This window comes from Agromyces sp. GXS1127 (genome assembly GCF_050565425.1).
In the GTDB taxonomy this organism is placed as follows: Bacteria; Actinomycetota; Actinomycetes; order Actinomycetales; family Microbacteriaceae; genus Agromyces.
This window is the reverse complement of record NZ_JBOCIG010000004.1, coordinates 217123-239705: the sequence shown is the minus strand read 5'-3', so window position 1 is coordinate 239705 and position 22583 is coordinate 217123. Positions and strand designations below refer to the sequence as shown.

Sequence of the window (22583 nt, the reverse complement as noted above, 5' to 3'; positions counted from 1 at the left end):
CCGCTCGGGAACACGCGGGGCCACGGCCGACAGGTCGCGCGAGTGGACGACTCCCCCGACCTCGTACGCCGAATGCAGGCACATGAGCGTTCCTCCTCTCTTTCCGTGCGACCGGGCGTCAGGCGCCGACGTACTCCGCCAGGTGCTCGCCCGTGAGCGTCGCCCGACTCGCGACGAGGTCGGCGGGCGTCCCCTCGAAGACGACGCGTCCCCCGTCGTGACCGGCGCCCGGCCCGAGGTCGATGATCCAGTCGGCGTGCGCCATGACGGCCTGATGGTGCTCGATGACGATCACCGTCTTGCCCGAGTCCACGAGGCCATCGAGCAGGCGCAGCAGGGTGTCGACGTCGGCGAGGTGCAGACCGGTGGTCGGTTCGTCCAGGACGTAGACGTCGCCGGCCTCCCCCATCGCGATGGCCAACTTCAGCCGCTGCCGCTCGCCGCCGGACAGCGTCGACAACGGCTGACCCAGGCTGAGGTACCCGAGCCCGACGTCGGCGAGCCGACCGAGGATGGCCGCCGCCGCCGGGATCCTGGACGCGCCGGACGAGAAGAACTCGCGCGCCTTGGCGACGGGCAGGTCGAGCACCTCCGTGATGTCCAGTCCCCCGAGCGTGTACTGCAGCACGCCCGCCTGGAAGCGCTTTCCGCCGCAGTCCTCGCAGGGCGTCTCGATGGTGTCCATGAACCCGAGCTCGGTGATGATCACCCCCGCGCCCTTGCACGTCGGACACGCCCCCTCGGAGTTGGCGCTGAAGAAGGCGGGCTTCACTCCGTTCGCCTTGGCGAAGGCCTTGCGGATGGGGTCGAGCAGGCCCGTGTAGGTCGCGGGGCTGCTGCGACGAGACCCCTTGATCGCCCCCTGGTCGATCGAGACGACGCCCGCGCGGGGCGCGATCGAGCCGTGGATCAACGAGCTCTTGCCGGAGCCGGCGACCCCCGTCACGACGGTCAGCACCCCGAGCGGAACATCGACATCGACGTCGCGGAGGTTGTTCTCGTCGGCGCCGCGCACCTGGATCGTGCCCCTCGGCGCACGCACCGACGGCTTGATCGAGGCGCGATCGTCGAGGTGCCGACCCGTGACCGTGCCGCTCCGCTTCAGCCCGTCGACCGTGCCCTCGAACCCGATCTCGCCGCCGTCGCGCCCCGCTCCGGGCCCGAGGTCGACGACGTGGTCGGCGATGGCGATCGTCTCGGGCTTGTGCTCGACGACGAGCACGGTGTTCCCCTTGTCGCGCAAGCGGAGCAGCAGCGCGTTCATGCGCTGGATGTCGTGCGGGTGCAACCCGATCGTCGGCTCGTCGAACACGTACGTGACATCGGTCAGCGACGACCCGAGGTGCCGCAGCATCTTGATGCGCTGCGCTTCGCCGCCCGAGAGCGTGCCCGACGGCCGCTCCAGGCTGAGGTACCCGAGCCCGAGGGTGACGAAGGCGTCGAGGTTGGCCACGAGCGCCGCGAGCAGCGGACCCGCGTCGGGACGGTCGAGCGAACGCACCCATTCCGCGAGGTCGGTCACCTGCATCCGGCAGGCATCGGCGATGCTCACGCCGTCGATGGTCGACGACCGCGCCGCCTCGGTCAGGCGCGTGCCGTCGCACTCCGGGCAGCGGGCGAACGTCGCCACGCGCTCGACGAAGGCGCGGATATGGGGCTGCAGCGCATCGAGGTCCTTCGAGAGCATGGACTTCGTGATCTTCGGGATCAGTCCCTCGTACGTCATGTTGATGTTCTGGATGCGGACCTTCTTCGGCTCGCTGTACAGCAGCGCGTGCCGTTCCGTCTCCGTGAACTCCGCGACGGGCTTGTCGGGGTCGTAGAACCCGGACTCGGCGAAGCCGCGCACCATCCAGCCGTCGGCGGTGTAGCCGGGCACCATGATCGCGCCCTCGTTCAACGAGCGGCGCTCGTCGATCACCTGCGAGAGGTCGAGGTCGGACACCGAGCCGCGCCCCTCGCAGCGCGGGCACATGCCGCCGAGGTACACGACATCGCGGACGATCGTCTTCTCGCCCGTTGCGGAGGTCATCACGCCGCTGGCCTTCTGCGTCGGGATGTTGAACGAGAACGCCGTCGGACCGCCGATGTGCGGTTCGCCGAACCGGCTGAACAGGATGCGCAGCATCGCGTTCGCGTCGGTCACCGTGCCGACCGTCGAGCGCGGATTCGCTCCCAACCGCTCCTGGTCGACGATGATCGCGGTCGTCAGCCCGTCGAGCACGTCGACGTCGGGGCGCGGCACCGAGGGCATGAACCCCTGCACGAACGCGCTGTACGTCTCGTCGATGAGGCGCCGCGACTCGGCGGCGATCGTGTCGAAGACGAGCGAGCTCTTGCCGGAGCCGGACACGCCGGTGAACACGGTGAGCCGGCGCTTCGGCAGCTCGACCGAGACGTCCTTCAGGTTGTTCTCGCGGGCGCCCTGCACCCGGATCCGGTCGTGGGCGTCGGCGGCCGGCAGCGCGGATGTCGCGGTCGCACCGGCGGGGGTCGTGGTCATCGTGCCTCCATGGGGTCGGTTCGATCCAAGCACCGCGGATGCCTCGACGGGGGCGTCGTCGGCACGCGGCGGGCCGGCTCAGCTCACCTGCTGGATCCGGATCAGGTTGCCCGCAGGGTCGCGAACGGCGCAGTCGCGCAGCCCGTACGGCTGGTCGACCGGCTCCTGCACGATCTCGGCACCGGCCGCCTCGAGCGACGCGAACGCCGCGTCGAGGTCGGTGGCGGCGAGGTTCACGCCGAAGTAGCTGCCCTTGGCGATGATCTCGAGCAGCGCCGCCCGATCGTCATCGGTCATGCCCGGTCCGACGCCGGGCGGGTGGAGCACGATCGCGGTGTCGGGCTGGTCGGCGGGCCCGACCGTGATCCAGCGCAGGCCCTCGTAGCCCACGTCGTTGCGCACCTCGAAGCCGAGCACGTCGCGGTAGAACGCGAGGGACGCGTCGGGGTCGAGGTGCGGCAGGAAGCTGGAGTGGATGGAGAGGCTCATGTCGGCCACGCTATCCGCCGCCGCCGACGGCCGCTTCTCGATTCCTGACCGGCTTGGTGACCTGCTTCGCCACGCACGGGAGCATGCCGAGCGTGGCACCGGCGTAGCGCTCCCGGTACACGCTCGGGGGCACGCCGACGAGCTCGGCGAACCGCGTGCTGAAGGTGCCGAGCGACGAGCAGCCCACGGCGATGCCCACCTCGGTCACGGAGAGGTCGCCGCGCCGGAGCAACGCCATCGCCCGCTCGACGCGACGCGTCATCAGGTACGAGTACGGCGACTCGCCGAACGCCGCGCGGAACCGCCGGCTCAGGTGCCCGGCGGACAGGTTCGCGCCGCGCGCGAGCGCCTCGACGTCGAGCGGCTGCGCGTACTCGCGATCGATGCGGTCGCGCACGCGTCGCAGCACCGCGAGGTCTCGCAGGTCGTCCGCGTCGATGGGTCGGCTGCTCACGAGCGTGATGCTCGCACCTCTCCGCGACGAAGTCCAGCAGCGGCGAACCGGGTGGGTCCTCCTGCCCGCGTCGGGCCCCGACCCGGTGCCAGAATGGCGCCATGGGCTCCCGGAAGGTGGCGTTCGTCCTCGGCGGCGGCGGCGTGCTCGGTGCCGTGCAGGTCGGGATGCTCCGTGCGGTGCTCGAACGCGGCATCCGGCCCGACCTCGTCGTCGGCACTTCGATCGGCGCGATCAACGGCGCGATCATCGCCGCCGATGTCGACCGGAGCCTCGAGCGCCTCGAGGAGGCGTGGAGTTCGAAGGACGCGCGGACCCTCACCACGGGGATGGGCCTCCGGCCGGGCCGCGCCCACGTGATGTCGCCGGAGCCGCTTCGCCGGATGCTCGCGTACGGACTCGGCGGAGCGGCCGACTTCGAGGACCTCGAGGTCGAGTTCCGGTGCTGCGCCGCGAGCGTCGAGCGCGCGGCGGAGCACTGGTTCGACGCGGGCCCGCTCGTGCCCGCCGTCCTGGCGTCGGCGGCCCTGCCCGGGCTCTTCCCGGCGGTGCGGATCGGCGACGAGCACTTCGTCGACGGCGGCATCGTGAACTCGATCCCCGTCGGGCAGGCCGCCGACGCCGGCGCGACGGACCTCTACGTGATGCAGGTGGGCCGCATCGAGCACGCCCTGACCCCGCCGCGCAACCAGTTCGAGAACGCGCGCGTCGCGTTCGAGATCTCGAGGCGGCACCGGTTCGCGCGCGACACGGCGGGACTCGGCGAGGGCACGCGGCTGCACGTGCTCCCGACCGGCACGGCATCGGCCAGGGAGAACCGCATCTCCCGCAACCTCTCCCCCGCGGCCGTGCGGCGCCGGATGGCGACCGCGCACGGCGCGGCGTCCGCCTATCTCGACCGCGAGGAGGCACGGCGCCGCGAACCCGACCTCGGCGCGGGCGCCGGCCCCGTCGACCGGGCCGGGCACTGATGCGACTTCCGCCGCCGTGGGTGCGCCGGGGAATCCTCGCACCCCTCGTCGTCCTGCTGGCGCTCCTCGTCGTCGTGCTGCTGCCGGCATGGCTCACGATCGCCCTGATCGTGTCGGTCTTCGTCGAGCCCCGACTGCGGACGCCGCGGCTGCTCCTCATGGTCGCCGTCTACCTGCTGTGGGATGCCTCGGCCGTGGTCGTGCTCTTCGCCCTCTGGGTCGCCTCGGGCTTCGGGTGGCGCATCCACTCGCCTCGCTTCCGGCAGGCGCACTACCGCTTCGTCGCCCGCATGCTCGGCGTCCTGTTCTGGAATGCGCACTGGATCCTCCGCCTCGAGATCGACGTCCGCGTGCCGGAGGGCTTCCACGACGACGAACGACCGCGGGTGATCGCGAGTCGGCATGCCGGCCCCGGCGACTCCTTCATCCTCATCCACGCGGTGCTGAACTGGTTCGACCGGTCGCCGCGCATCATCCTCAAGGACACGATGCAGTGGGATCCGGCGGTGGACGTGGTCCTCAACCGCCTGCCGAACCGGTTCATCGCCCCACCGCCGGTCGCGGGCGAGGCCGGTCGACCGCGTCGTCGCGGTCCTCGCCGTGATCGCATCCGACCGGCGGTGCCCCTGACCGCCCGCATCGCCGACCTCGCCGCCGACATGGGGCGTCGCGACGCCCTCGTGATCTTCCCGGAGGGCGGGAACTTCACCCCGGCCCGTCGTGCGCGGGCCATCGAGCGGCTGAGGACCGCCGGCCTCGCGGCAGCGGCTGAGCGCGCCGCACGCCTGATGAACGTCATGGCGCCGCGACCCGCCGGCCTGTTCGCCGCACTCGACGCCGCGCCGGACGCCGACGTGTTCCTCGTCGCGCACACCGGGCTCGACCGCATCCGCACCGTCGGCGACGTCTGGCGGGAGCTGCCCACCGACAAGACGATCACCATGCAGGTGTGGAACGTTCCGCGCACCGAGATCCCCGACGAGCACGACGCCCGCTCGGACTGGCTCATGGCCGAGTGGGAACGGATCGACCGCTGGATCGGATCGCGCGGGTCTCCCGCCTGACCCCCGCTCGTGCGACCCTCAGACGCGCGCGAGCAGGCCGCCGCGCTCGACCGCGTCGAGCGCGAGCACCCGGTAGCCCTCGTCCCCGAAGAACACCGTGATCCGGTCGACCTCCACGCTCATGACCCGGCCCTCGCCCCATTCCGCGTGCCGGACCTGCTCGTCGACGTCGAACGCGCCGGAACGTCCGGGTCCGCCGCTCGAGCCGGCTGCGGCCTCAGCCTCCGACTCGCCGTGGACGACCGTCGCCGCACCCGAGTCGCACGTGTCGCAGTTGCCGCACGGCGCCCCCGGATCGTCGCCGAAGTACTCGAGGAGCACCATGCGCCGGCACCGCCGGGTCTCCGCGTAGCCGCGGATCATCGCCAGCCGCGACTCCGCCACCCGGCGCCGGCGGCCGATCAGCTCGTCGACGGCGGCGTCGGCGGCCTCCGCGTCGATCGAGGCGTCCGCGACGACGTGGGCCCGGTCGTCACGGGCGAAGCCGGCCTCCACCAGCAGGTTCGCGATCGCCCCGGCCGATCGGGTCGGCACATCGGCCGCCCGGGCGAGGTCGCGCACCGACACGGGGTCCGTGGCATCCGTCAACGCCGCGGCCACGCGCCGCACCCGGTCGGGATCCGGCCGACCGGCGCTGAAGAGCCGACGGAGGCCGAGGTCCTCGGGACGGTAGTGCAGCACGACGGACGCTGGGTCGCCGTCGCGCCCGGCCCGGCCCGTCTCCTGCGCGTACGCGTCGAGGGACTCCGGGACGTCGCCGTGCAGCACGAACCGCACGTTCGGCTTGTCGATGCCCATGCCGAAGGCGTTCGTCGCGACCACCACGTCCAGGCGGTCGGCCTGGAAGTCGTCCTGCACGGCCGCCCTGCGTCGGGCCGAGAGCCCGCCGTGGTAGTGCGCCGCGCGCAGTCCGCGCTCCCCGAGGGCGTCCGCCATGCGTTCGGCCTGCGCCCGCGTGGCGACGTAGACGAGTCCGGGGTGCGCCGCCTGCATCGCCTCCTCGAGCACGGCCGCGTCCTTCTCCTCCTTCGTCTCGTGGCGCACGACCTCGAGGTGCAGGTTCGGACGGTCGAAGCCGCCCACGAGGACGCAGGCATCGCGCATGCCGAGCCGGTCGACGATCTCCTCGCGCACCGGTGCGGAGCCCGTCGCGGTCAGCGCCAGGACGGTGGGCGAACCGAGGGCCTCGATCACGGCGCCGAGCCGCAGGTAGTCCGGCCGGAAGTCGTGCCCCCACGCCGAGACGCAGTGCGCCTCGTCGACGACGAACAGCCCGACCTCGAGCGCGCCGAGCCGCTCGACCACCTCCGGCACGCCGAACTGCTCGGGCGCGAGGAACAGGAACTCGGCGTCGCCCGCGCGGAGGGACTCCCAGCCCTGACGGCGATCGGCCTCGGTCCCGCCCGAGTTGATCGCGACGGCGGCGTGGGCACCCGGTGCCTCCGCGACCTGGCGCAGCTGGTCGAGCTGGAGGGCGATGAGGGGCGAGACCACGACGGTCGGCCCGTCGATGAGGTGCCCGGCGATCTGGTAGACCGCCGACTTGCCGTAGCCGGTCGGCATGACGACGAGCGTGTCGCGCCCGGTCGCGACCTCGCGAATGGCGCGCTCCTGACCCGGGCGCAGGTCCGCGATCCCGATGGTCCGGGCGGCCAGTTCCCGGATCGCTCGCGCGTCGGTCGTGTCGGTCGTCGGCATCTCGCTCCTCTCGACGGTCCGGACAGCCTCGCCGTCGCCGACGCGGCGGGGCAACGGCTTGCGCGCGCGCCGATCTCGCGGCATGCGCGCCGCGGGCACGCGCGACACGCCGAGCGCGGGACCATCGGCTCCCCCGTCACGCGGCTCTCTGGGAATAGCCTGAACCCGAGCGCGCCACTCCGGGCGCGCCGGAAGGAGTCGCAATGTCCTCCCCGCAGTCCAACAGCGTGTTCGCGGCGTTCGCCTTCGACTCGGCCGAGATGACGAAGTCGGCGGTGAACACCATCCGCGTCGCCCTCGGCGTGACGGGGGTCATCGCCCTGATCATCGGCGTGTTCATCACGTTCTGGCCCGAGAAGTCCGCCGTCGTGCTGACGGTGATGCTCGCGATCTACTTCCTGGTCGCCGGTCTCGCCTACCTCGGCATCGGCATCTTCTCGAAGTCGATCTCGGGCGGCGCCAGGGCGCTCGACATCATCCTCGGCGTGCTGTTCCTGATCGGCGCGATCGTCATGTTCGCCAACCCGACCGAGAGCGCCGTCGTCATCGGCATCTTCCTGGGCATCCTCGTCGGCGTCCTCTGGATCATCGAGGGCGCGGTCGCGCTCGCGCAGTCCGGCAACTCGTCGTCGAGGGCATGGAGCATCTTCTTCGGCATCCTGAGCATCATCGCCGGCATCGTCCTGCTCTTCTCGCCGCTCTGGGGCATCGCCATCCTGTTCTGGGTGACCGGCATCGCCCTCATCGTCCTCGGCATCGTGCAGATCGTGCGCGCGTTCACCTTCGGACGCGGCATGCAGCTGTCGTCGTGACGCGCTGACCGCAGACGCGCGAGGGCGGGACCGGTGGACCGGTCCCGCCCTCGTCGTGCGGCGACGCTCGCTCAGCGCTCGGGCGCGAAGCCCGAGACGTCGCCGACGTAGCGCGTGTGGTCGGCGGGGATCGGGTCGACGGCGGCCGAGGCGACCTCGGCGGCGAACTCGGCGACGTTGTAGAGCTTGCCGGCGTCCTCCTTGCGCGCGGCGATGGCGCCCGGGTTGGCTCGTTCGAGCAGCGTCGCGGTGATGGTGCCCTCGATCATGTCGCCCGACACGACGACGAACTCGACGCCCTTCGCGTCGAACTCGGGGAGCTTGGCGCGCAGGGCATCCTCCCCCGCGCGCTTCGACAGCGCGACGGGCTCGTACTCGGGCATGGTCGGCGTGGTGCGGATGAAGTGCGCCTGGTGGCTCGTCACGAACACGATGCGCGCGCCCTGAGCGAGGTGCGGCAGCGCGTTGTCGACGACGTTGACCTGCGCATCGCGGTTCAGGCGCATGGCGTAGTCCTCGCCCATGCCGGTCTCCATGCCGCCCGAGGCGTTGAGGACGAGCAGGTCGACGGAGCCGAGCTCGGCGACCGCCAGCTCGAACATCGACTGCACCGACGCGGCATCCGTCAGGTCGGCACCGACCGCGATCGCGCGGCCCCCGGCAGTGACGATCTCGTTCGCGATCTTCTCCGCACGCGGCGCCTTGCTGCGGTAGTTGATCACGACCGCGGCGCCGGCCTCCGCGAGGTAGCGGGCGGTGTCCGCGCCGATGCCGCGGGACGAGCCCGTGACGAGGGCGACGCGGCCGTCGAGCGATCCGGGGGCGAGCGGGTTGGTCACGGTGGGCTCCTCGTGTGGTGCGGATGTCGCGGGCGCGCGCTGCACGCCGCACCGAGACTACCAACTCCCCCACCGGGCGCCCTCGCGCTGCTAGGTTGACAAGCGGGGGCCCGAAGGAGACCAAGTGGATGTTCTGACCCAGTACGCGTGGATCGCCTGGCTCGTCCTGATCCTGGTGTTCGCGACCATCGAGGTGTTCACCCTCGAGATGACCTTCCTGATGCTCGCCCTCGGCAGCGTGGCCGGCCTGCTCTCCGGACTCCTCGGCATCCCGTGGTGGGCGCAGTTCATCGTCGCTGCGGTCGTCGCGATCGCGCTCATCCTGACGCTCCGGCCATCGCTGCTGCGGCTCCTGCGCCGCGGCGCCGACCCGGCGAGGAGCAACGTGGACGCCCTGATCGGCGCATCGGGCACCGTGGTCCGGACGGTCGGCCCGGCGGGCGGCCAGGTCCGCCTGCAGAACGGAGAGGTCTGGACGGCGCGGCTCTCGCCGGTGACCGAGCAGGCCGATGTCGCCGTGGGCGAGCACGTGCTCGTGACCGGCATCGACGGGGCGACGGCGGTCGTCGTCCCGATGGAGAGGAGCACCCAGGCGTGAACGACGTCGGACCCATCATCGCCCTGATCGTCGTCGTCGCGATCGCGATCTTCGCGATCGTGGTGATCGCGAAGTCGATCCGGATCATCCCGCAGGCCTACGCGGGCGTGGTCGAACGGCTGGGGCGGTACCACAAGACCCTCACGCCGGGCCTGAACATCCTGATCCCGTTCATCGATCGGCTTCTCCCGCTCGTCGACATGCGCGAGCAGGTCGTCTCGTTCCCGCCGCAGCCGGTCATCACGGAGGACAACCTCGTCGTGTCGATCGACACGGTCGTCTACTTCCAGGTCACCGATGCGCGTGCAGCGACGTATGAGATCAACAACTACCTCGGCGCGGTCGAGCAGCTGACCACCACCACGCTGCGCAACGTCGTCGGCGGCCTCAATCTCGAGGAGGCGCTGACCAGCCGCGACAACATCAACGGCCAGCTGCGCATCGTGCTCGACGAGGCCACCGGCAAGTGGGGCATCCGCGTGTCCCGCGTCGAGCTCAAGGCGATCGACCCGCCCCTCTCCATCCAGGACTCGATGGAGAAGCAGATGCGCGCCGAGCGCGACCGGCGCGCGGCGATCCTCACCGCCGAGGGTACGAAGCAGTCCGCGATCCTCGAGGCGGAGGGTTCGCGGCAGGCCGCGATCCTCAAGGCCGAGGGCGACGCCAAGGCCGCGGTGCTCCGGGCCCAGGGCGAGGCCGAGGCGATCCTCACCGTGTTCGACGCCATCCACAAGGGCGACCCCGACCCGAAGCTGCTCGGCTACCAGTACCTGCAGATGCTCCCCCAGCTGGCGGAGGGCGCGGCGAACAAGCTGTGGATCGTGCCGAGCGAGCTGACCGAGGCGCTGAAGGGCATCGGCAGCGCGTTCACGCCGAACGGCCGCGGCGACGCCGGTGGCGCGGGCGCCTCGGGCACGGCGTCGACCGGGGGCCCGGCCCCGCGGCCAGGCTTCCCCGGCTGACCCGGGTGGCCGGCGGCTGGTTCGCGCCGCCCGCACCGCGCGTGCTCGCGCATCGCGGGCTCGCCCTCGCGGTTCCCGAGAACACGCTCGCCGCCTTCGAGGCGGCGCTGCGGGCGGGGGCGCGCTACCTCGAGACCGACGTCCACTCGAGCGCCGACGGCGCGGCGGTGCTCGCGCATGATCCGACGCTGCGGCGCGTCGCCGCGCGGCCCGAGGCGGTGGCCGACCTGTCACGCGACGCGCTCCGGCGGGTCGACCTCGGCGGCGGCCACGGATTCGGAACGCTCGACGAGCTCCTGCACGCGTTCCCCGAGGCGCGCCTCAACATCGACGTGAAGACGGATGCCGCGGTGCCGGCGGCGATCGAGGCGATCCGTCGCGCCGACGCCGTCGACCGGGTCCTGCTCACCGCGTTCTCGGACGCCCGGCGCCGCCGGCTCGCGGCCGCGCTCCCGGAGGCGGTCACGTCGGCGGGCCGCGCGTCGGTGCTGCGCGCCGCGGCCGCGGCCCGCACCCGGAGTGCCGCGGCCATGCGCCGGGCCGTCGTCGGCGCGCGGGCGCTGCAGATCCCTGAGCGAGTCGGACGGCTCCGGCTCCTCTCCCCCGCGCTGCTCGAGACGGCGCACGCCGCGGGTCTCGAGGTGCACGTCTGGACCGTGAACGACGAGTCCGAGATGCGGCGGCTCCTGGCGCTCGGCGTCGACGGCATCGTCACCGATCGCGCCGACCTGGCGCTGCGCGTCGTCGCCCAGACCTGAGAGTTCCCCGGCAAAACCTCAGGGTGCGGAAAGAAGATGCCCAGCTTGATCGTCTATACCTGTTGACGATCGAGAGGAGTACGCCATGGCGGACCGGAGCCTTCGGGGCATGCGTATCGGCGCCCAGAGCCTGCAGAGCGAGGACGGCGTGATCTTCGCCGACCGCGCGGACTACACGTACCGTTGCGAGACGTGCGGGCGTGACACCGTGATGACCTTCTCGACCGAGGCCGAGCTTCCCGAGGAGTGGGAGTGCCGTCACTGCGGCAACTCCGCCGTGCTCCTCGTCGACTCCAAGCCCGTCGAGATCGATCGCTCGGGCGAGAAGGTCGCCCGGACCCACTGGGACATGCTGCTCGAGCGCCGTACGCGGGCCGAGCTCGAGGAGATCCTCGAGGAGCGCCTCCAGTACCTGCGCGCCCGTCGCGGCCAGCAGAAGATCGGCGCCTAAGCCCCCGACGCAGCCTCACGCCCGGCCCCGGACCCCATCCGGCGCCGGGCGTTGCGCTGTGCGGATGCGCCCGCCCAGGCGAGCCCGGCGAGGGAGAGCACGACGACGGTGATCGGGAGGATCGCGCCGAGCACGACCGACGGGGTGAGGCCCGTGCGGAGCTCGACGTCGGTCACCATCGCACCCGCCTCGTACGCCGGGAGGGCGTCGATCGTCCGACCGGACGGATCGATCACCTGGCTCGTGCCGACCGTCGAGATGTTCACGACCGAGCGGCCGGTCTCGATCGCGCGCAGCCGTGCGATCGCGAGCTGCTGCTGGTTCTCGTCGGTGCCGCGGAAGTCGGCGTTGTTCGTCTGCAGCATGTAGAGCTCGGCGCCGTCACGCGCGCCCTCCCAGATGAGGCCGTCGTAGATCACGTCGAAGCAGATGGCGAGTCCGGCGACGGTCCCGCCGACGTCGAACACGGGCGCCTGCGTCCCGGGCGAATAGCCGCGTTGGATGAGGCCGGTCAGCTCGGGCGCGAGGGCGTCGTAGAACCAGCGATCGGGGATGTACTCGCCGAACGGGACCGGGTTGCGCTTCGCGAAGCGGTCGACGGCGCCCTCCCCCGCCCGCCAGAGGAGCGAGGTGTTGTAGAAGCGTTCGTCGCCCTCGTCTCCCTCGACGGTGACCGTGTTCAGGATGACCGGCGCGTCGAGGTCCGCCGACAGCCGGTCGAAGACGCCGGCAACGGCGTCGCTGCGGGTCGGGTCGATGTCGGAACCGCCCTCGGGCCAGAGCAGCACGTCGACGTCCTCGTCGAGCACCGGCTCGGTCGCCTCGAGCTGCGCCCGAAGCACGTCGCCCTGCTCGCGCTCGTCGAAGTAGCCCGCCGGACCGTTGCCCTGCACGCTCGCGACGCGGAGTTCGCCCGTCGGCGCCGTCGGGAACGCCGGGACCGCCACGGCCATGGCGAGGAGCGCGGCGACCGGGATCGCGGTGCGGAGGTCGCGCCATCCGCGTGCCCGCACCCATTCGATCGCGCCCGCGGTCATCGCGACCATCGCGAACCCGAGGCCGGTCGACCCGACCCACGACACCACGGGCGCGAACGGGCTCTTGGACTGGCTGAGCGCGGCACGGCCCCAGGGGAAGCCGCCGTACGGGAACGTGCCGGTCACCGTCTCGCGGACGATCCAGAGCCCGGCGACGAGCGCCGGGAGCGCGATGAGCTGCAGCCAGCGCGACCGTCCCGCCTGCGGCACCCAGCGATAGGCGAGCGTGACGAGCACGGCCCCGCCGGCGACGAAGAGGGATTCGAGGATCGACAGGGCGAGCCACGGGATCGGGCCGAGGTAGAGCGAGGTCCACGACACGTGCGAGAGGTAGAAGGCGAGGCCGAACGCCAGTCCGACATGGAACGACGACAGCAGGGAACGCCCGATGAGCGGGACGAGCGCCATCGCGATGCCGACGAAGGCGAGCGGCCAGACGCTCGCCCCCGGGAAGCCGAGGTCGTAGACGAACCCGCCGAGGGCGGAGACGATGAGGGCGGCCCAGAGGGGCAGGATCGGCGCCGGCGCGCGCGCGGCATCCGTGGACGGGACCGTCGGCGTGGACACCGGCGCTTTGGCGGTCACGCCGCCGCCCCGTACGCGACGACGCCACGGCGCACCGCATCGATCGCGGCGCGCGCCGTCGCGCCGAGTTCGGCGTCGGCGACGATCGACACCTGGTCGAGCAGGTCGATCACCTGCTTGGACAGCCGCACGAAGTCGCCGGCGGCCAGCTCGGTGTCCGCGAGGACCTGCGCGAGCCCCGCACCTCGCGCCCACGCGTGCATCGCCGAGGCGAGGGCGGGCGAGGGCTGCTCGGTCCCCGCGAGCCGGTGATCGCGTTCCACGTCGTCGAGTTCGCTCCATGCATCGAGGGTGAGTTCGAAGGCGTTCCGGAACCCGCCCTTCGGGAGGCGGTACTGCACGCCGCGGTCGTCGCGGCGCGGCTCGTAGACGAGGGCGGCGGCCATCGCCGCGACCGACGGGACGTCGAGGCCGTCCCAGAGTCCGCGACGGAGCGCCTCGGCCACGAGGAGGTCCCGCTCGCCGTAGATGCGCTTCAGCGTCCGTCCGGCGGCCGTCGAGGTCATCCCGCCGCCGCCGTCCCGTTCGAGGTAGCCGAGCTCCTCGAGGACCTCGGCGACGCGATCGAACCGCTTGGCCACCTGGCCGGTGCGGGTGCGGATCTGTCGCGAGAGGTCGTCGTGGTCGCGCTTCAACCGCCACCAGCGCTCGGCCCAGCGCGCATGCTGCTCGCGCTCGGCGCAGCCGTGGCACGGGTGGGCGCGGAGCCGCTTGCGCTCCGCGGCGAGCTCCCGCTGCATCCGCTCGCGCTGGGCGTGCGTCGGGTTGCCCTTCGAGGTCTGTCGTTCGAGGTCCGCGATGCGGCGGCGGATGCCGGCGTACTCGCCGAAGTCGCCGAGGTGGCAGCGCATGGCCTCCTCGTAGCCGGCCATCGACTCCTCCTGCTTGCGCAGCGTGCGCGCGAGGTCGACGACGGCCCGGTCGGCCTGGAACTGGGCGAACGAGAGCTCCAGGATCTGCCGGGTCCGTTCGCGGCCGAACTGGTCGACGAGGTTCACGGCCATGTTGTACGTCGGAGTGAAGCTCGAGTTCAGCGGGTAGCTGCGGCGCGACGCGAGCGAGGCGACCGCCTCGGGGTCGAGCCCGTCGACCCACTGGATGACCGAATGCCCCTCGATGTCGATCCCCCGCCGCCCCGCGCGGCCGGTGAGCTGCGTGTACTCGCCCGGGGTGATCGGTACCCGGGCCTCGCCGTTGAACTTCTCGAGCTTCTCGAGCACGACCGAGCGCGCCGGCATGTTCACTCCGAGCGCGAGCGTCTCGGTCGCGAACACGACCTTCAGGAGCTTGCGCTGGAAGAGATCCTCGACGACCTCCTTGAAGGTCGGGAGCATGCCGGCGTGGTGCGCGGCGACGCCGCGCTGCAGCCCCTCCACCCACTCCCAGTAGCCGAGCACGGCGAGGTCGTCGTCGCGCAGCAGCCGCACGCGCTCCTCGACGATCTCGCGGATCTCCGCGCGCTCCTCCGCATCGGTGAGTCGGATGCCGCTGCGCAGCATCTGGCGCACGGCCTGGTCGCATCCGGCGCGCGAGAAGATGAAGAAGATCGCCGGGAGCAGGTGCTTGCCGCTCAGGAGCTCGACGACCTCGGGCCGATCCGCGCGGCCCGAACCGGGAGCCGGCTTGTGGTAGCGGCCGCGATCGCTTTCGCGCCTGCCCCGCTGCGACCGTCCCCCGATCGAGCGGCCGCCGGCACGGGCCAGGCGCTGCAGTTCGGGATTGACCCGGTGTGTCGCGGCCTGGCCGGACGAGTCGAACAGGTCCACGAGCTTGGATCCGACGAGCACGTGCTGCTCGAGCGGTACGGGTCGCTGCTCGGAGACGATCACGTCGGTGTCGCCGCGGACGGCCTGCAACCAGTCGCCGAACTCCTCGGCGTTCGAGACCGTCGCACTCAGCGAGACCAGTCGCACGTGCTCGGGCAGGTGGATGATGACCTCCTCCCACACCGCCCCGCGGAACCGGTCGGCGAGGTAGTGCACCTCGTCCATGACCACGAATGCCAGGCGCTCCAGGAGGGGCGAGTCCGCATAGAGCATGTTGCGCAGGACCTCGGTGGTCATGACCACGATCCGGGCGCCGGAGTTGATGTTGGTGTCGCCGGTGAGCAGGCCGACGTTCGCCGCGCCCCAGGCCTCGACGAACTCCTGGTACTTCTGGTTCGACAGCGCCTTGATGGGCGTCGTGTAGAAGACCTTCTCGTCGGCGCCGTGCATCGCGAGATGCACCGCGAACTCGGCGACGGCGGTCTTCCCGGCACCGGTCGGCGCGGCCACGAGCACGCTGCGACCCTCGTCGAGGGATGCGCACGCCGCGCGCTGGAAGGGGTCGAGGTCGAACGCGAGGTTCGCGGCGAACTCCTGCAGTCGAGGCTGTCGGCGCTGCTGTCGCGACAGTGCGTAGCGTTCCGCCGGCGAGAGGCTCATCACCCCTCCAGCCTAGACAGCGTCGCCGAACTCCAACTGATTGCGCTTGGCCACTCGACGGTCGTGGAAATAGGCGATGCCGTACGCCGCGAAGTAGAGGCCGATCATCGGGATCGCCAGCATGAACATCGAGACCACGTCGGCCGACGGCGTCGCGAACGCGGTGAAGAGGACGATCACGAGGATCGCGATGCGCCACGACTTGATGATCGATGCGGCGCTCAGGATGCCCGCGAAGTTCAGCAGGACGATGAAGACCGGCACGACGAAGGCGATGCCGATCGCGACGACGAGCTTCAGGACGAAGTCGATGTACTCCTTCGCGGTGAGCAGGGTCTCGGCCCCCTCGGGCACGAAGCTCGTCATGAGCTTGACGATGTTCGGCAGCACGAACCAGCCGGCCGCGCACCCGGCGAAGAACAGCGGGATCGCGGTGGCGAAGAAGGCGAACGTGTACTTCTTCTCCCGCGTGTTGAGCCCGGGGACGAGGAACGCGAACACCTGGTAGAGCCAGACCGGCGCCGAGATGACGATGCCGAGGGTGAACGCGATCTGCAGCCGCAGGTCGAAGGCACTGGAGATCGTCGGGAAGATGATGCCGGCTGACGCGGCGTCCGTGCCCTGCTGCGCCTCGACGACGAGGTTGACGGGGTCCTGGATGGCCTGCCACACGAACGCGTCCGTCAGCCACCAGCCGACGGCCATGCCGACGACGATGGCGATCGCGGACCGGAAGAGGCGCTTGCGCAGCTCGATGAGATGCGCACCGAGCGACATCCGCTTCTCGCGGTTCTTCTCCCCGCGATCCTTCACCGCGGTCATGCGGTTCAGGCGCTCGGGCCGGAGTCCGCGCGCTTCGGCTGCTCGACCGGGGCGGGAGTCGTCGACGCGGGGGCCGACGTGGTCGACGAGGCGGGAGCCTCGACGTTCGCCGCAGTGCCGTCCTTGGCCTCGGCGTCGTCACCCTCGGAACGGACCTCGTTCTTGAGGATCTTCATCGACTGGCCCAGGCTCCGCGCGAGTGCGGGAAGCTTCGGGGCACCGAACAGCAGCAGGATCACCAGGAGGATGATCAGCGCGTGCCAACCGGTGAAGGCGTTTCCAAACATAGGTATGCGTCCATTCTGGCGGGATGGTGCGGCCAGTCTACCTGCTCCCGTGAGGCGGTGGACTCACACCTCTGCTTCGATCGGATCACGATCGGACAGGTCGTCCGGGTACCCGGCGAGGCCAGCCTCCGCCCACGCGGCGACGACCTCCCGGGCCTCGTCGGGAGCCACCACGGTGACCAGCCCGGGGAGGCCCGCGACGAGGCGCTTCAGTCCGTGCACGTGGGCGAGCCGGAGCGTGACGCGCAGCCGGCCGTCGACCTCAGAGGACGTGGCGTCGGCGAGGTAGTCGGCGAGGAGCGGCAGGCTCTCCGGCGCGACGTCGACCGCGACCTCGAGGTCGTCGGGCGACGCCTGGAAGAGGGTCTCGGGGATGGCCCGCCCGGAGTGGTCGCCGATCGGCTCGTCCGTGACGCGCAGGCCGCTCATCCGGTCGATGCGGAAGTTGCGCACGTCCTCGCGGAGCAGGTCGTACGCCTGCACGTACCAGTCGGCCCCGAGCGAGGCGATGCGGAGCGGGTCCGCACGGCGACGCCGGTGCTCGCCGCGGGCGTTCAGGTAGTCGAACTCGAGGCGGTGACCGGATGCCACGGCGTGCCGCACCTCGGCGAGGGTCTGATCGACGGCCTCCTCGGCCACCGCGATCCGGCTGGGTTCTCCCGAGGCACCCGCGCGGAGCTTCTCCGTGAGTGCCGCGAGCGACGCGCTGCCCTCGTTCTCCGGTGCCGCAGACAGGTAGCGGAGCCCGGCGATCAGCGCAGCCGCCTCGCGCGCGGAGAGCCGCGGGGCGTCGTCGATCGCGACGTGGTGGACGATCACGATGACGTCGTCCTCCTCGAATGCGTCCCAGTCGATGTCGAACAGGTCGTTCGGCTGGTACGTGCCGGTCGCGCCGGGCAGGCCGGAGGTCGCGATGAGCATGACGGCGTCGCGGATCTCCTGCTCGCCGACGCCGAAGTGGGCGGCGGCATCCGGCACGTCGACGACGCGCTGCTCGAGCAGGTACGGGACGAGCGACAGCAGGAAGACCAGCTTGTCGGGCGCGCGGAGCCCCGCGGGCCGCCGAGGCGGGCGAGCGCTCATGCGGCGCCTCCCGCGCGGTGCGCCGCAGCCACGGCGGCGAGGCGGTCGCGCACGGCGCGCCGCAGCGAATCGGGCGCGATCACGCGGACCTCCGGCCCGTAGGAGGCGAGCTCGTCGGCGAAGACGGCCTCGTCGGTGTAATGGAGGCGGATGACGCCGGCGTCCTCGTCGGATTCGGCCGCGCGCTTGCCCAGACGCACCTCGGCGTCGGATCCGGCGCTCACGGCGAGGTCGGCCGAGTTCGAGAGTCGCAGCGCCTGCAGGTCGGCGAGGACCCGGTCCTGCACGTCGGCCGGCGGCGCGTCGAACGGCGCACCGGTGAGCGTCTTCACGTCGCCCACGATGCGCGAGAGGAGGAAGGTCCGCGTGCCGGCCGCGTCGACGTCGCGCCCGTGCAGGTGCCAGCGCCCCTCGTGGAGCACGACCGCGTACGGCTCGACCGTGCGCAGGCGCGGAGCCCGCTCCCCCGGCTTGAGGTAGTGGAAGCGCACGCGCTGCCGTTTGTCGAGGGCCTGGCGGATCGGTTCGAACGCGGCATCCCGCACGCGCAGCCTCGGCGCGTAGCCGATGACCGGCTCGCGCGGCTCGATGCCGAGCGAGCGGAGCTTGGTGAGGGCGCGCTGCGAGTCGGCCGACAGCGACGCCTCGCGCCACACCTCGGCCGCGAGCCCCAGCAGGGCGAGCTCGTCGGGCGTGAACCGGACGTCGACCGGCAGGTCGTACTCGCCCTTCGGGATGCGGTACCGGAGCGACTGGTTGTCGCCCGGCCGATCCGGGGACTCCACCGTCTCGAGCGGGATGCCGAGATCGCGGATGTCGTCCTTGTCGCGCTCGAACTGGCGCTCGAGGTTCGCGTTCCCGCCGCGCGGGTCGTAGCGCTCGGCGTAGCCGCGGACGGTCGAGAGGATCTCGGACTTCAGCAGGCCGGTCTCGGTCGCGAGGAGCGCGAGCACGAGGCTGAACAGCCGGTCCTCGACCGGGATCCGGGACTCCCCCGCGGGCTTGGATGACGCCACGTCAGCGATCATACTGAAGCGCCCGGGGCGGCACGGCGGCCGCCCGACCTCACACCACGCCGAGGATGTCGATGACGAAGAACAGCGTCGATCCCGCCGGGATCCCCGCCTGCTCGGCGTCGCCGTAGCCGTCCTCCGGGGGGATCACGACGCCCACCTGCGACCCGACCTGCTGCCCGATGAGCGCTTCGGAGAAGCCCGGGATGACCTGCGAGTCCGCGCCGTCGCTCACCACGAAGGAGGCCGGGGCGCCGTTCTCCCAGCTGGAGTCGAAGACGTCGCCACCGTCCCAGAGGACGCCGGTGTAGTGCACGACCACGCGGTCGCCCGACTCCACGGTCTCGCCCGACCCCTGCTTCAGGACCTCGACCTCGGTGGTCTCGAAGGGCTCCTCGTCGGGCACGGTGATGCCGGGGCGGCCGTCGGGCGCGGTGACGACGGCGGGGAACCCGTCGCGCGTGATGCGCGGCGAGCCGTTCGTCTTCGGCAGGAACGCCTCCTGGACGTCGAAGATCACGACCAGGCTGTCGTCGGGTCCGATGCCGAGCGACGCGTTGCCCTCCTCGCCGAAGCCGTCGGCCGGCGGGATCACGACCGCGACGCGCGAGCCCTCGCGCGCGCAGCTGAGGCCCGTGCGCAGCCCGGTCAGCGTGTTCGCGCCGAGCACGACGGGAACCGCCTCCTCGTCGCCGAATCCGGTGACCTGGATCTCGTCGCCCGTCGTGCCGTTGTACACCGCGAGGCCGACGAGGGCCTGCTGGCCGTCGACCAGGTGGTCGCCCGAGCCCTCGACGAGCTCGGTGCACTGGGTCTCGCCGGGCACGAGCGGCGTCGGGAAGTCGACGCGGGGCGTGTCGCCGAAGTCGCCGCGCACCTCGACGAGGTCGGAGGAGGCGCCGGCCCCGGCCTGCGGCTCGGGCGCCGACGCGCAGCCGGTCAGGGCGAGGGCGACGGCGGTCGCGGTGACGGTGAGTGCGAGCGGGAGGCGCACGGATCCTCGTTTCGTATCGGGTGAACGGGGCGCAGACAGCCTAGTCGGCGTCGGCGGGGTCGGTGTCGGCAGGCGACTCGTCGTCGCCGACGCGCGAACTCCGTGCCGCGGCATCCGCTGCCCTCGCGCGCTTGCGCAGGACCTTGTCGCTGACGTTGCGCTCGCCGAGCGCGCCCGGCGTCCACGCCTCGACGTCCTCGTCGCTGAACTCGGTCTTCGACGGTCGGCGCTTGAGCTCCGGGAGGACCGTGTCGGGCGCGAGCCGGCGCGCCGTGATGAGGAACCCGGTGTGCGCGATCATGCGGTGGTCGGGACGGACGGCGAGTCCCTGCACGTGCCATCCGCGCACCATGGTCTCGTTCGCGACAGGCTCGGTGTACCACCCCGTCGCCCGGATGGACTCGGCGACCCGGGAGAGCTGCGTGACGGTCGCGACGTAGCACAGCAGCACCCCGCCGGGCTTCAGCGCGGTGGACACCGCGTCGAGGCACTCCCAGGGCGCGAGCATGTCGAGCACGACGCGGTCGACGGATGCCGCGGGCGCCTGCTCGGGCAGGGCCTCGGCGAGGTCGCCGAGCGTGATCGACCAGTTCGCCGGCTCCTCGCCGTGGAACGTCGCGACGTTGCCCCGTGCGACGGCGGCGAACTCCTCGCGACGCTCGAACGACATGAGCCGGCCCGTCGGGCCGAGGGCGCGCAGCAGCCACAGCGAGAGCGCGCCCGAGCCGACCCCCGCCTCGACGACCGTCGCACCGGGGAAGACGTCGGCCTGCGCGAGGATCTGCACCGCGTCCTTCGGGTAGACGATCGCCGCACCGCGCGGCATCGACATCACGAAGTCGCTGAGCAGCGGCCGGAGCGCGAGGTACTCGACGCCGACCGCGTTCGCGACCACCGAGCCGTCGGGCAGGCCGATGATCTCGTCGTGCGCGATCGCGCCCTTGTGCGAGTGGAAGAGCTTGCCGGGCTCGAGGGTGATCGTGTGCATGCGCCCCTTGGGGCCGGTGAGCTGCACCCGATCGCCGGCGCGGAACGGACCGCTCGCCTCGCCGCGGCTCATGCGCCCGCCCGCTTCGTCGTCGCGACCTCGACCAGGTCGTGGAGGGTGCGGCCGGCGAGGGTCTCCCAGACGACGTCGGAGGGCGCCTCGTCGAGCGGGAGCATGTGCGGCACGCCGATCGTCACCGCCCCCGCGGAGGCGGCCGAGGCGAGCCCGGTCGGCGAGTCCTCGATCGCCACGCAGTCGGCGATGTCGACGCCGAGGCGGCCCGCGGCCGCCAGGTACGGCTCGGGGTGCGGCTTGGGGGCGGCGACCTCGTCGCCCGTGACGAGCTCGTCGAAGGCGGCGAACGGGATGGCGCCCACGACGTCCTCGGCCATCGAGCGGATCGACATCGTCACGAGCGCGGTCGGGATGCCGGCCTCGCGCAGCTCCTTCAGTAGCGCCTGGGCGCCCGGCTGCCACGGCACGCCGTGCTGCGCGAGCTGCTCGCGGACGCGCTCGGTGAGCCGCTCCACGATCGCGTCGGCGGGCAGGTCGACGCCCGCGGCGCGGAACACCTCCGCCGCGTCCCACAGGCCCATGCCGACCATCCGCAGCGCATCGTCGTGGGTCCAGGTGCGGCCGAACGATTCGACGAGCTCGATCTCGGCTCGCATCCAGTACGGCTCGGTGTCGACGAGGGTGCCGTCCATGTCCCAGAGGACGGCGGCGGGGAGGCGCTTGGTCACAACGGGCGATTCTATCGGCACGGCCTATTGTGGAGGTGAGTCCGGAGGTTCCGGGCTCGGGAAGCGGGGCGGACCGAGTGCAGCAGCCGACCGGGTTCGAGGGCGGACGACTCCTCGTCGTGGCGTTCGAGGGATGGAACGACGCGGGCGAGGCCGCCACGGGAGCCGCCCGGCTCCTGGCCGAACGGCTCGGCCTCGTCGAGATCGCCGCGGTCGACCCCGAGCTCTACTTCGACTACCAGTTCACGCGCCCGACGATCGAGACCGCGGCCGACGGCACCCGCCGGCTCAGCTGGCCCGGCGCCGCCATCCTCGGGCCGAGCGGCGAGCCCCTCCCCGAGGACGACGAGGTCGTCACCGGCCCGGGCGCCGACCGGCTGCACGTCCTCCTCGGCGCGGAACCGGCACGCACCTGGAAGGGCTTCGCCGCCGAGCTCATCGACGCCGCGCTCACCGCCGACATCGAGGGCATCGTCCTGCTCGGCGCCATGCTCGCCGACGCCCCGCACACGCGTCCGCTCTCGGTCTTCGCCTCGAGCGAGAACCCCGAGGTGCGGGCGGCGCTCGGCGTCGAGCGATCGAGCTACGAGGGACCCGTCGGCATCCTCAGCGTGATCGCCGACCAGGCCGAGCGCGTCGGCATCCCGACGGTGTCGCTCTGGGCCTCGGTCCCGCACTACGTGCACAACGCGCCGTCGCCGAAGGCGGTGCTCGCCCTCCTCGGCAAGGTCGAGGAGCTCACGGGCCTCAGCATCCCGCGCGGTTCGCTCGAGGACGAGGCGAAGGCGTGGGAGTCCAGCGTCGACGCGCTCGCCGCCGACGACGAGGAGATGGCCGGGTACATCACCCAGCTCGAGCAGGCCCGCGACGCGGTCGACGCGCCCGAGGCATCCGGCGAGGCCATCGCCCAGGAGTTCGAGCGGTACCTGCGCCGCCGCGGCGACCAGCCGGGCGGCGGCCCGTGGCGGCCGCGCGACGGGGCCTGACGAGGCATCCGCTCGCATTC

The 22583-nt window shown here is 71.8% G+C and carries 22 protein-coding genes; 8 read left to right on the top strand and 14 right to left on the bottom strand.

The window, feature by feature from the left end:
• Positions 1-118: 118 nt before the first annotated feature.
• The 3 genes from ACQ393_RS09105 to ACQ393_RS09095 all read right to left on the bottom strand — a co-directional run bounded on the left by ACQ393_RS09105 (position 119) and on the right by ACQ393_RS09095 (position 3446).
• Positions 119-2503 (bottom strand): ATP-binding cassette domain-containing protein, encoded by a 2385-nt coding sequence (locus ACQ393_RS09105; RefSeq protein WP_430646506.1) that lies wholly within the window; start codon positions 2501-2503, stop codon positions 119-121.
• 78 nt (positions 2504-2581) lie between these two features.
• Positions 2582-2992: a VOC family protein gene (locus tag ACQ393_RS09100; protein ID WP_430646505.1), complete on the bottom strand. Its 411-nt coding sequence runs from the start codon at positions 2990-2992 to the stop codon at positions 2582-2584.
• 10 nt (positions 2993-3002) lie between these two features.
• Positions 3003-3446: a helix-turn-helix transcriptional regulator gene (locus ACQ393_RS09095; protein ID WP_430646504.1), complete on the bottom strand. Its 444-nt coding sequence runs from the start codon at positions 3444-3446 to the stop codon at positions 3003-3005.
• A 101-nt stretch (positions 3447-3547) separates the two neighbouring features.
• Between ACQ393_RS09095 and ACQ393_RS09090 the strand changes: the two genes are divergently transcribed.
• Both ACQ393_RS09090 and ACQ393_RS09085 read left to right on the top strand, forming a co-directional pair.
• Positions 3548-4417, top strand: coding sequence for a patatin-like phospholipase family protein (locus ACQ393_RS09090; RefSeq protein ID WP_430646503.1), 870 nt, complete (start codon positions 3548-3550; stop codon positions 4415-4417).
• A complete protein-coding gene (locus tag ACQ393_RS09085) occupies positions 4417-5481 on the top strand; it encodes a 1-acyl-sn-glycerol-3-phosphate acyltransferase (protein ID WP_430646502.1) in 1065 nt (354 codons plus the stop codon). Before ACQ393_RS09090 ends, ACQ393_RS09085 begins: the two co-directional genes overlap by 1 nt.
• Before the next feature lie 18 nt (positions 5482-5499).
• On the opposite strand, the gene ACQ393_RS09080 is transcribed toward ACQ393_RS09085, so the two are convergent.
• Positions 5500-7179, bottom strand: coding sequence for a RecQ family ATP-dependent DNA helicase (locus ACQ393_RS09080; protein WP_430646501.1), 1680 nt, complete (start codon positions 7177-7179; stop codon positions 5500-5502).
• Positions 7180-7382: 203 nt separating this feature from the next.
• Between ACQ393_RS09080 and ACQ393_RS09075 the strand changes: the two genes are divergently transcribed.
• Entirely contained in the window at positions 7383-7991 is a 609-nt protein-coding gene (locus ACQ393_RS09075) for an HdeD family acid-resistance protein (protein ID WP_430646500.1), read from the top strand.
• Positions 7992-8062: 71 nt separating this feature from the next.
• Here ACQ393_RS09075 and ACQ393_RS09070 read toward each other — a convergent pair whose 3' ends face one another.
• Complete coding sequence (locus tag ACQ393_RS09070; protein WP_430646499.1) at positions 8063-8830, bottom strand: SDR family oxidoreductase; 768 nt, start codon at positions 8828-8830, stop codon at positions 8063-8065.
• 124 nt (positions 8831-8954) lie between these two features.
• Here ACQ393_RS09070 and ACQ393_RS09065 point away from each other — a divergent pair, with 124 nt between their 5' ends.
• The 4 genes from ACQ393_RS09065 (at position 8955) to ACQ393_RS09050 (ending at position 11599) form a co-directional block, all read left to right on the top strand.
• The gene (locus ACQ393_RS09065; RefSeq protein ID WP_430646498.1) at positions 8955-9428 is read left to right on the top strand and encodes an NfeD family protein; all 474 of its coding nucleotides are present in this window, start codon (positions 8955-8957) and stop codon (positions 9426-9428) included.
• The gene (locus ACQ393_RS09060) at positions 9425-10390 is read left to right on the top strand and encodes an SPFH domain-containing protein (RefSeq protein WP_430646497.1); all 966 of its coding nucleotides are present in this window, start codon (positions 9425-9427) and stop codon (positions 10388-10390) included. The genes ACQ393_RS09065 and ACQ393_RS09060 overlap by 4 nt, the downstream gene beginning before the upstream one ends.
• Positions 10391-10395: 5 nt before the next feature.
• The gene (locus ACQ393_RS09055) at positions 10396-11148 is read left to right on the top strand and encodes a glycerophosphodiester phosphodiesterase family protein (protein WP_430646496.1); all 753 of its coding nucleotides are present in this window, start codon (positions 10396-10398) and stop codon (positions 11146-11148) included.
• A gap of 85 nt (positions 11149-11233) precedes the next feature.
• Positions 11234-11599: an RNA polymerase-binding protein RbpA gene (locus ACQ393_RS09050; protein WP_129234554.1), complete on the top strand. Its 366-nt coding sequence runs from the start codon at positions 11234-11236 to the stop codon at positions 11597-11599.
• Here ACQ393_RS09050 and lnt read toward each other — a convergent pair.
• From lnt to ACQ393_RS09005, 9 genes are all read right to left on the bottom strand, one after another.
• The gene (gene lnt / locus ACQ393_RS09045) at positions 11596-13221 is read right to left on the bottom strand and encodes an apolipoprotein N-acyltransferase (RefSeq protein WP_430646495.1); all 1626 of its coding nucleotides are present in this window, start codon (positions 13219-13221) and stop codon (positions 11596-11598) included. The genes ACQ393_RS09050 and lnt overlap by 4 nt on opposite strands.
• Positions 13218-15647: a DEAD/DEAH box helicase gene (locus tag ACQ393_RS09040; protein ID WP_430646494.1), complete on the bottom strand. Its 2430-nt coding sequence runs from the start codon at positions 15645-15647 to the stop codon at positions 13218-13220. The genes lnt and ACQ393_RS09040 overlap by 4 nt, the downstream gene beginning before the upstream one ends.
• A gap of 12 nt (positions 15648-15659) precedes the next feature.
• Positions 15660-16424 (bottom strand): twin-arginine translocase subunit TatC, encoded by a 765-nt coding sequence (tatC, locus tag ACQ393_RS09035; protein WP_430646717.1) that lies wholly within the window; start codon positions 16422-16424, stop codon positions 15660-15662.
• 50 nt (positions 16425-16474) lie between these two features.
• A complete protein-coding gene (tatA, locus tag ACQ393_RS09030; protein ID WP_430646493.1) occupies positions 16475-16756 on the bottom strand; it encodes a twin-arginine translocase TatA/TatE family subunit in 282 nt (93 codons plus the stop codon).
• 63 nt (positions 16757-16819) lie between these two features.
• Complete coding sequence (locus ACQ393_RS09025; RefSeq protein ID WP_430646492.1) at positions 16820-17839, bottom strand: helix-turn-helix transcriptional regulator; 1020 nt, start codon at positions 17837-17839, stop codon at positions 16820-16822.
• On the bottom strand, positions 17836-18855 hold the full coding sequence (locus tag ACQ393_RS09020; RefSeq protein ID WP_430646491.1) for a helix-turn-helix transcriptional regulator: 1020 nt from the start codon (positions 18853-18855) through the stop codon (positions 17836-17838). The genes ACQ393_RS09025 and ACQ393_RS09020 overlap by 4 nt, the downstream gene beginning before the upstream one ends.
• Positions 18856-18904: 49 nt before the next feature.
• The gene (locus ACQ393_RS09015) at positions 18905-19846 is read right to left on the bottom strand and encodes an FKBP-type peptidyl-prolyl cis-trans isomerase (RefSeq protein ID WP_430646490.1); all 942 of its coding nucleotides are present in this window, start codon (positions 19844-19846) and stop codon (positions 18905-18907) included.
• A gap of 40 nt (positions 19847-19886) precedes the next feature.
• A complete protein-coding gene (locus tag ACQ393_RS09010; RefSeq protein ID WP_430646489.1) occupies positions 19887-20906 on the bottom strand; it encodes a tRNA (adenine-N1)-methyltransferase in 1020 nt (339 codons plus the stop codon).
• Positions 20903-21577: an HAD family hydrolase gene (locus ACQ393_RS09005; RefSeq protein WP_430646488.1), complete on the bottom strand. Its 675-nt coding sequence runs from the start codon at positions 21575-21577 to the stop codon at positions 20903-20905. The genes ACQ393_RS09010 and ACQ393_RS09005 overlap by 4 nt, the downstream gene beginning before the upstream one ends.
• A gap of 77 nt (positions 21578-21654) precedes the next feature.
• Here ACQ393_RS09005 and ACQ393_RS09000 point away from each other — a divergent pair, with 77 nt between their 5' ends.
• Positions 21655-22563, top strand: coding sequence for a PAC2 family protein (locus ACQ393_RS09000; protein WP_430646487.1), 909 nt, complete (start codon positions 21655-21657; stop codon positions 22561-22563).
• Positions 22564-22583: the final 20 nt, after the last annotated feature.

Coding starts and splice junctions, on each gene's coding strand:
- ACQ393_RS09010 (WP_430646489.1), bottom strand. CDS start 20,906: ATGAGCCGCGGCGAGGCGAGCGGTCCGTTCCGCGCCGGCGATCGGGTG.
- ACQ393_RS09025 (WP_430646492.1), bottom strand. CDS start 17,839: ATGAGCGCTCGCCCGCCTCGGCGGCCCGCGGGGCTCCGCGCGCCCGAC.
- tatC (WP_430646717.1), bottom strand. CDS start 16,424: ATGTCGCTCGGTGCGCATCTCATCGAGCTGCGCAAGCGCCTCTTCCGG.
- ACQ393_RS09080 (WP_430646501.1), bottom strand. CDS start 7,179: ATGCCGACGACCGACACGACCGACGCGCGAGCGATCCGGGAACTGGCC.
- ACQ393_RS09075 (WP_430646500.1), top strand. CDS start 7,383: ATGTCCTCCCCGCAGTCCAACAGCGTGTTCGCGGCGTTCGCCTTCGAC.
- tatA (WP_430646493.1), bottom strand. CDS start 16,756: ATGTTTGGAAACGCCTTCACCGGTTGGCACGCGCTGATCATCCTCCTG.
- ACQ393_RS09050 (WP_129234554.1), top strand. CDS start 11,234: ATGGCGGACCGGAGCCTTCGGGGCATGCGTATCGGCGCCCAGAGCCTG.
- ACQ393_RS09100 (WP_430646505.1), bottom strand. CDS start 2,992: ATGAGCCTCTCCATCCACTCCAGCTTCCTGCCGCACCTCGACCCCGAC.
- ACQ393_RS09040 (WP_430646494.1), bottom strand. CDS start 15,647: ATGAGCCTCTCGCCGGCGGAACGCTACGCACTGTCGCGACAGCAGCGC.
- ACQ393_RS09105 (WP_430646506.1), bottom strand. CDS start 2,503: ATGACCACGACCCCCGCCGGTGCGACCGCGACATCCGCGCTGCCGGCC.
- ACQ393_RS09090 (WP_430646503.1), top strand. CDS start 3,548: ATGGGCTCCCGGAAGGTGGCGTTCGTCCTCGGCGGCGGCGGCGTGCTC.
- ACQ393_RS09085 (WP_430646502.1), top strand. CDS start 4,417: ATGCGACTTCCGCCGCCGTGGGTGCGCCGGGGAATCCTCGCACCCCTC.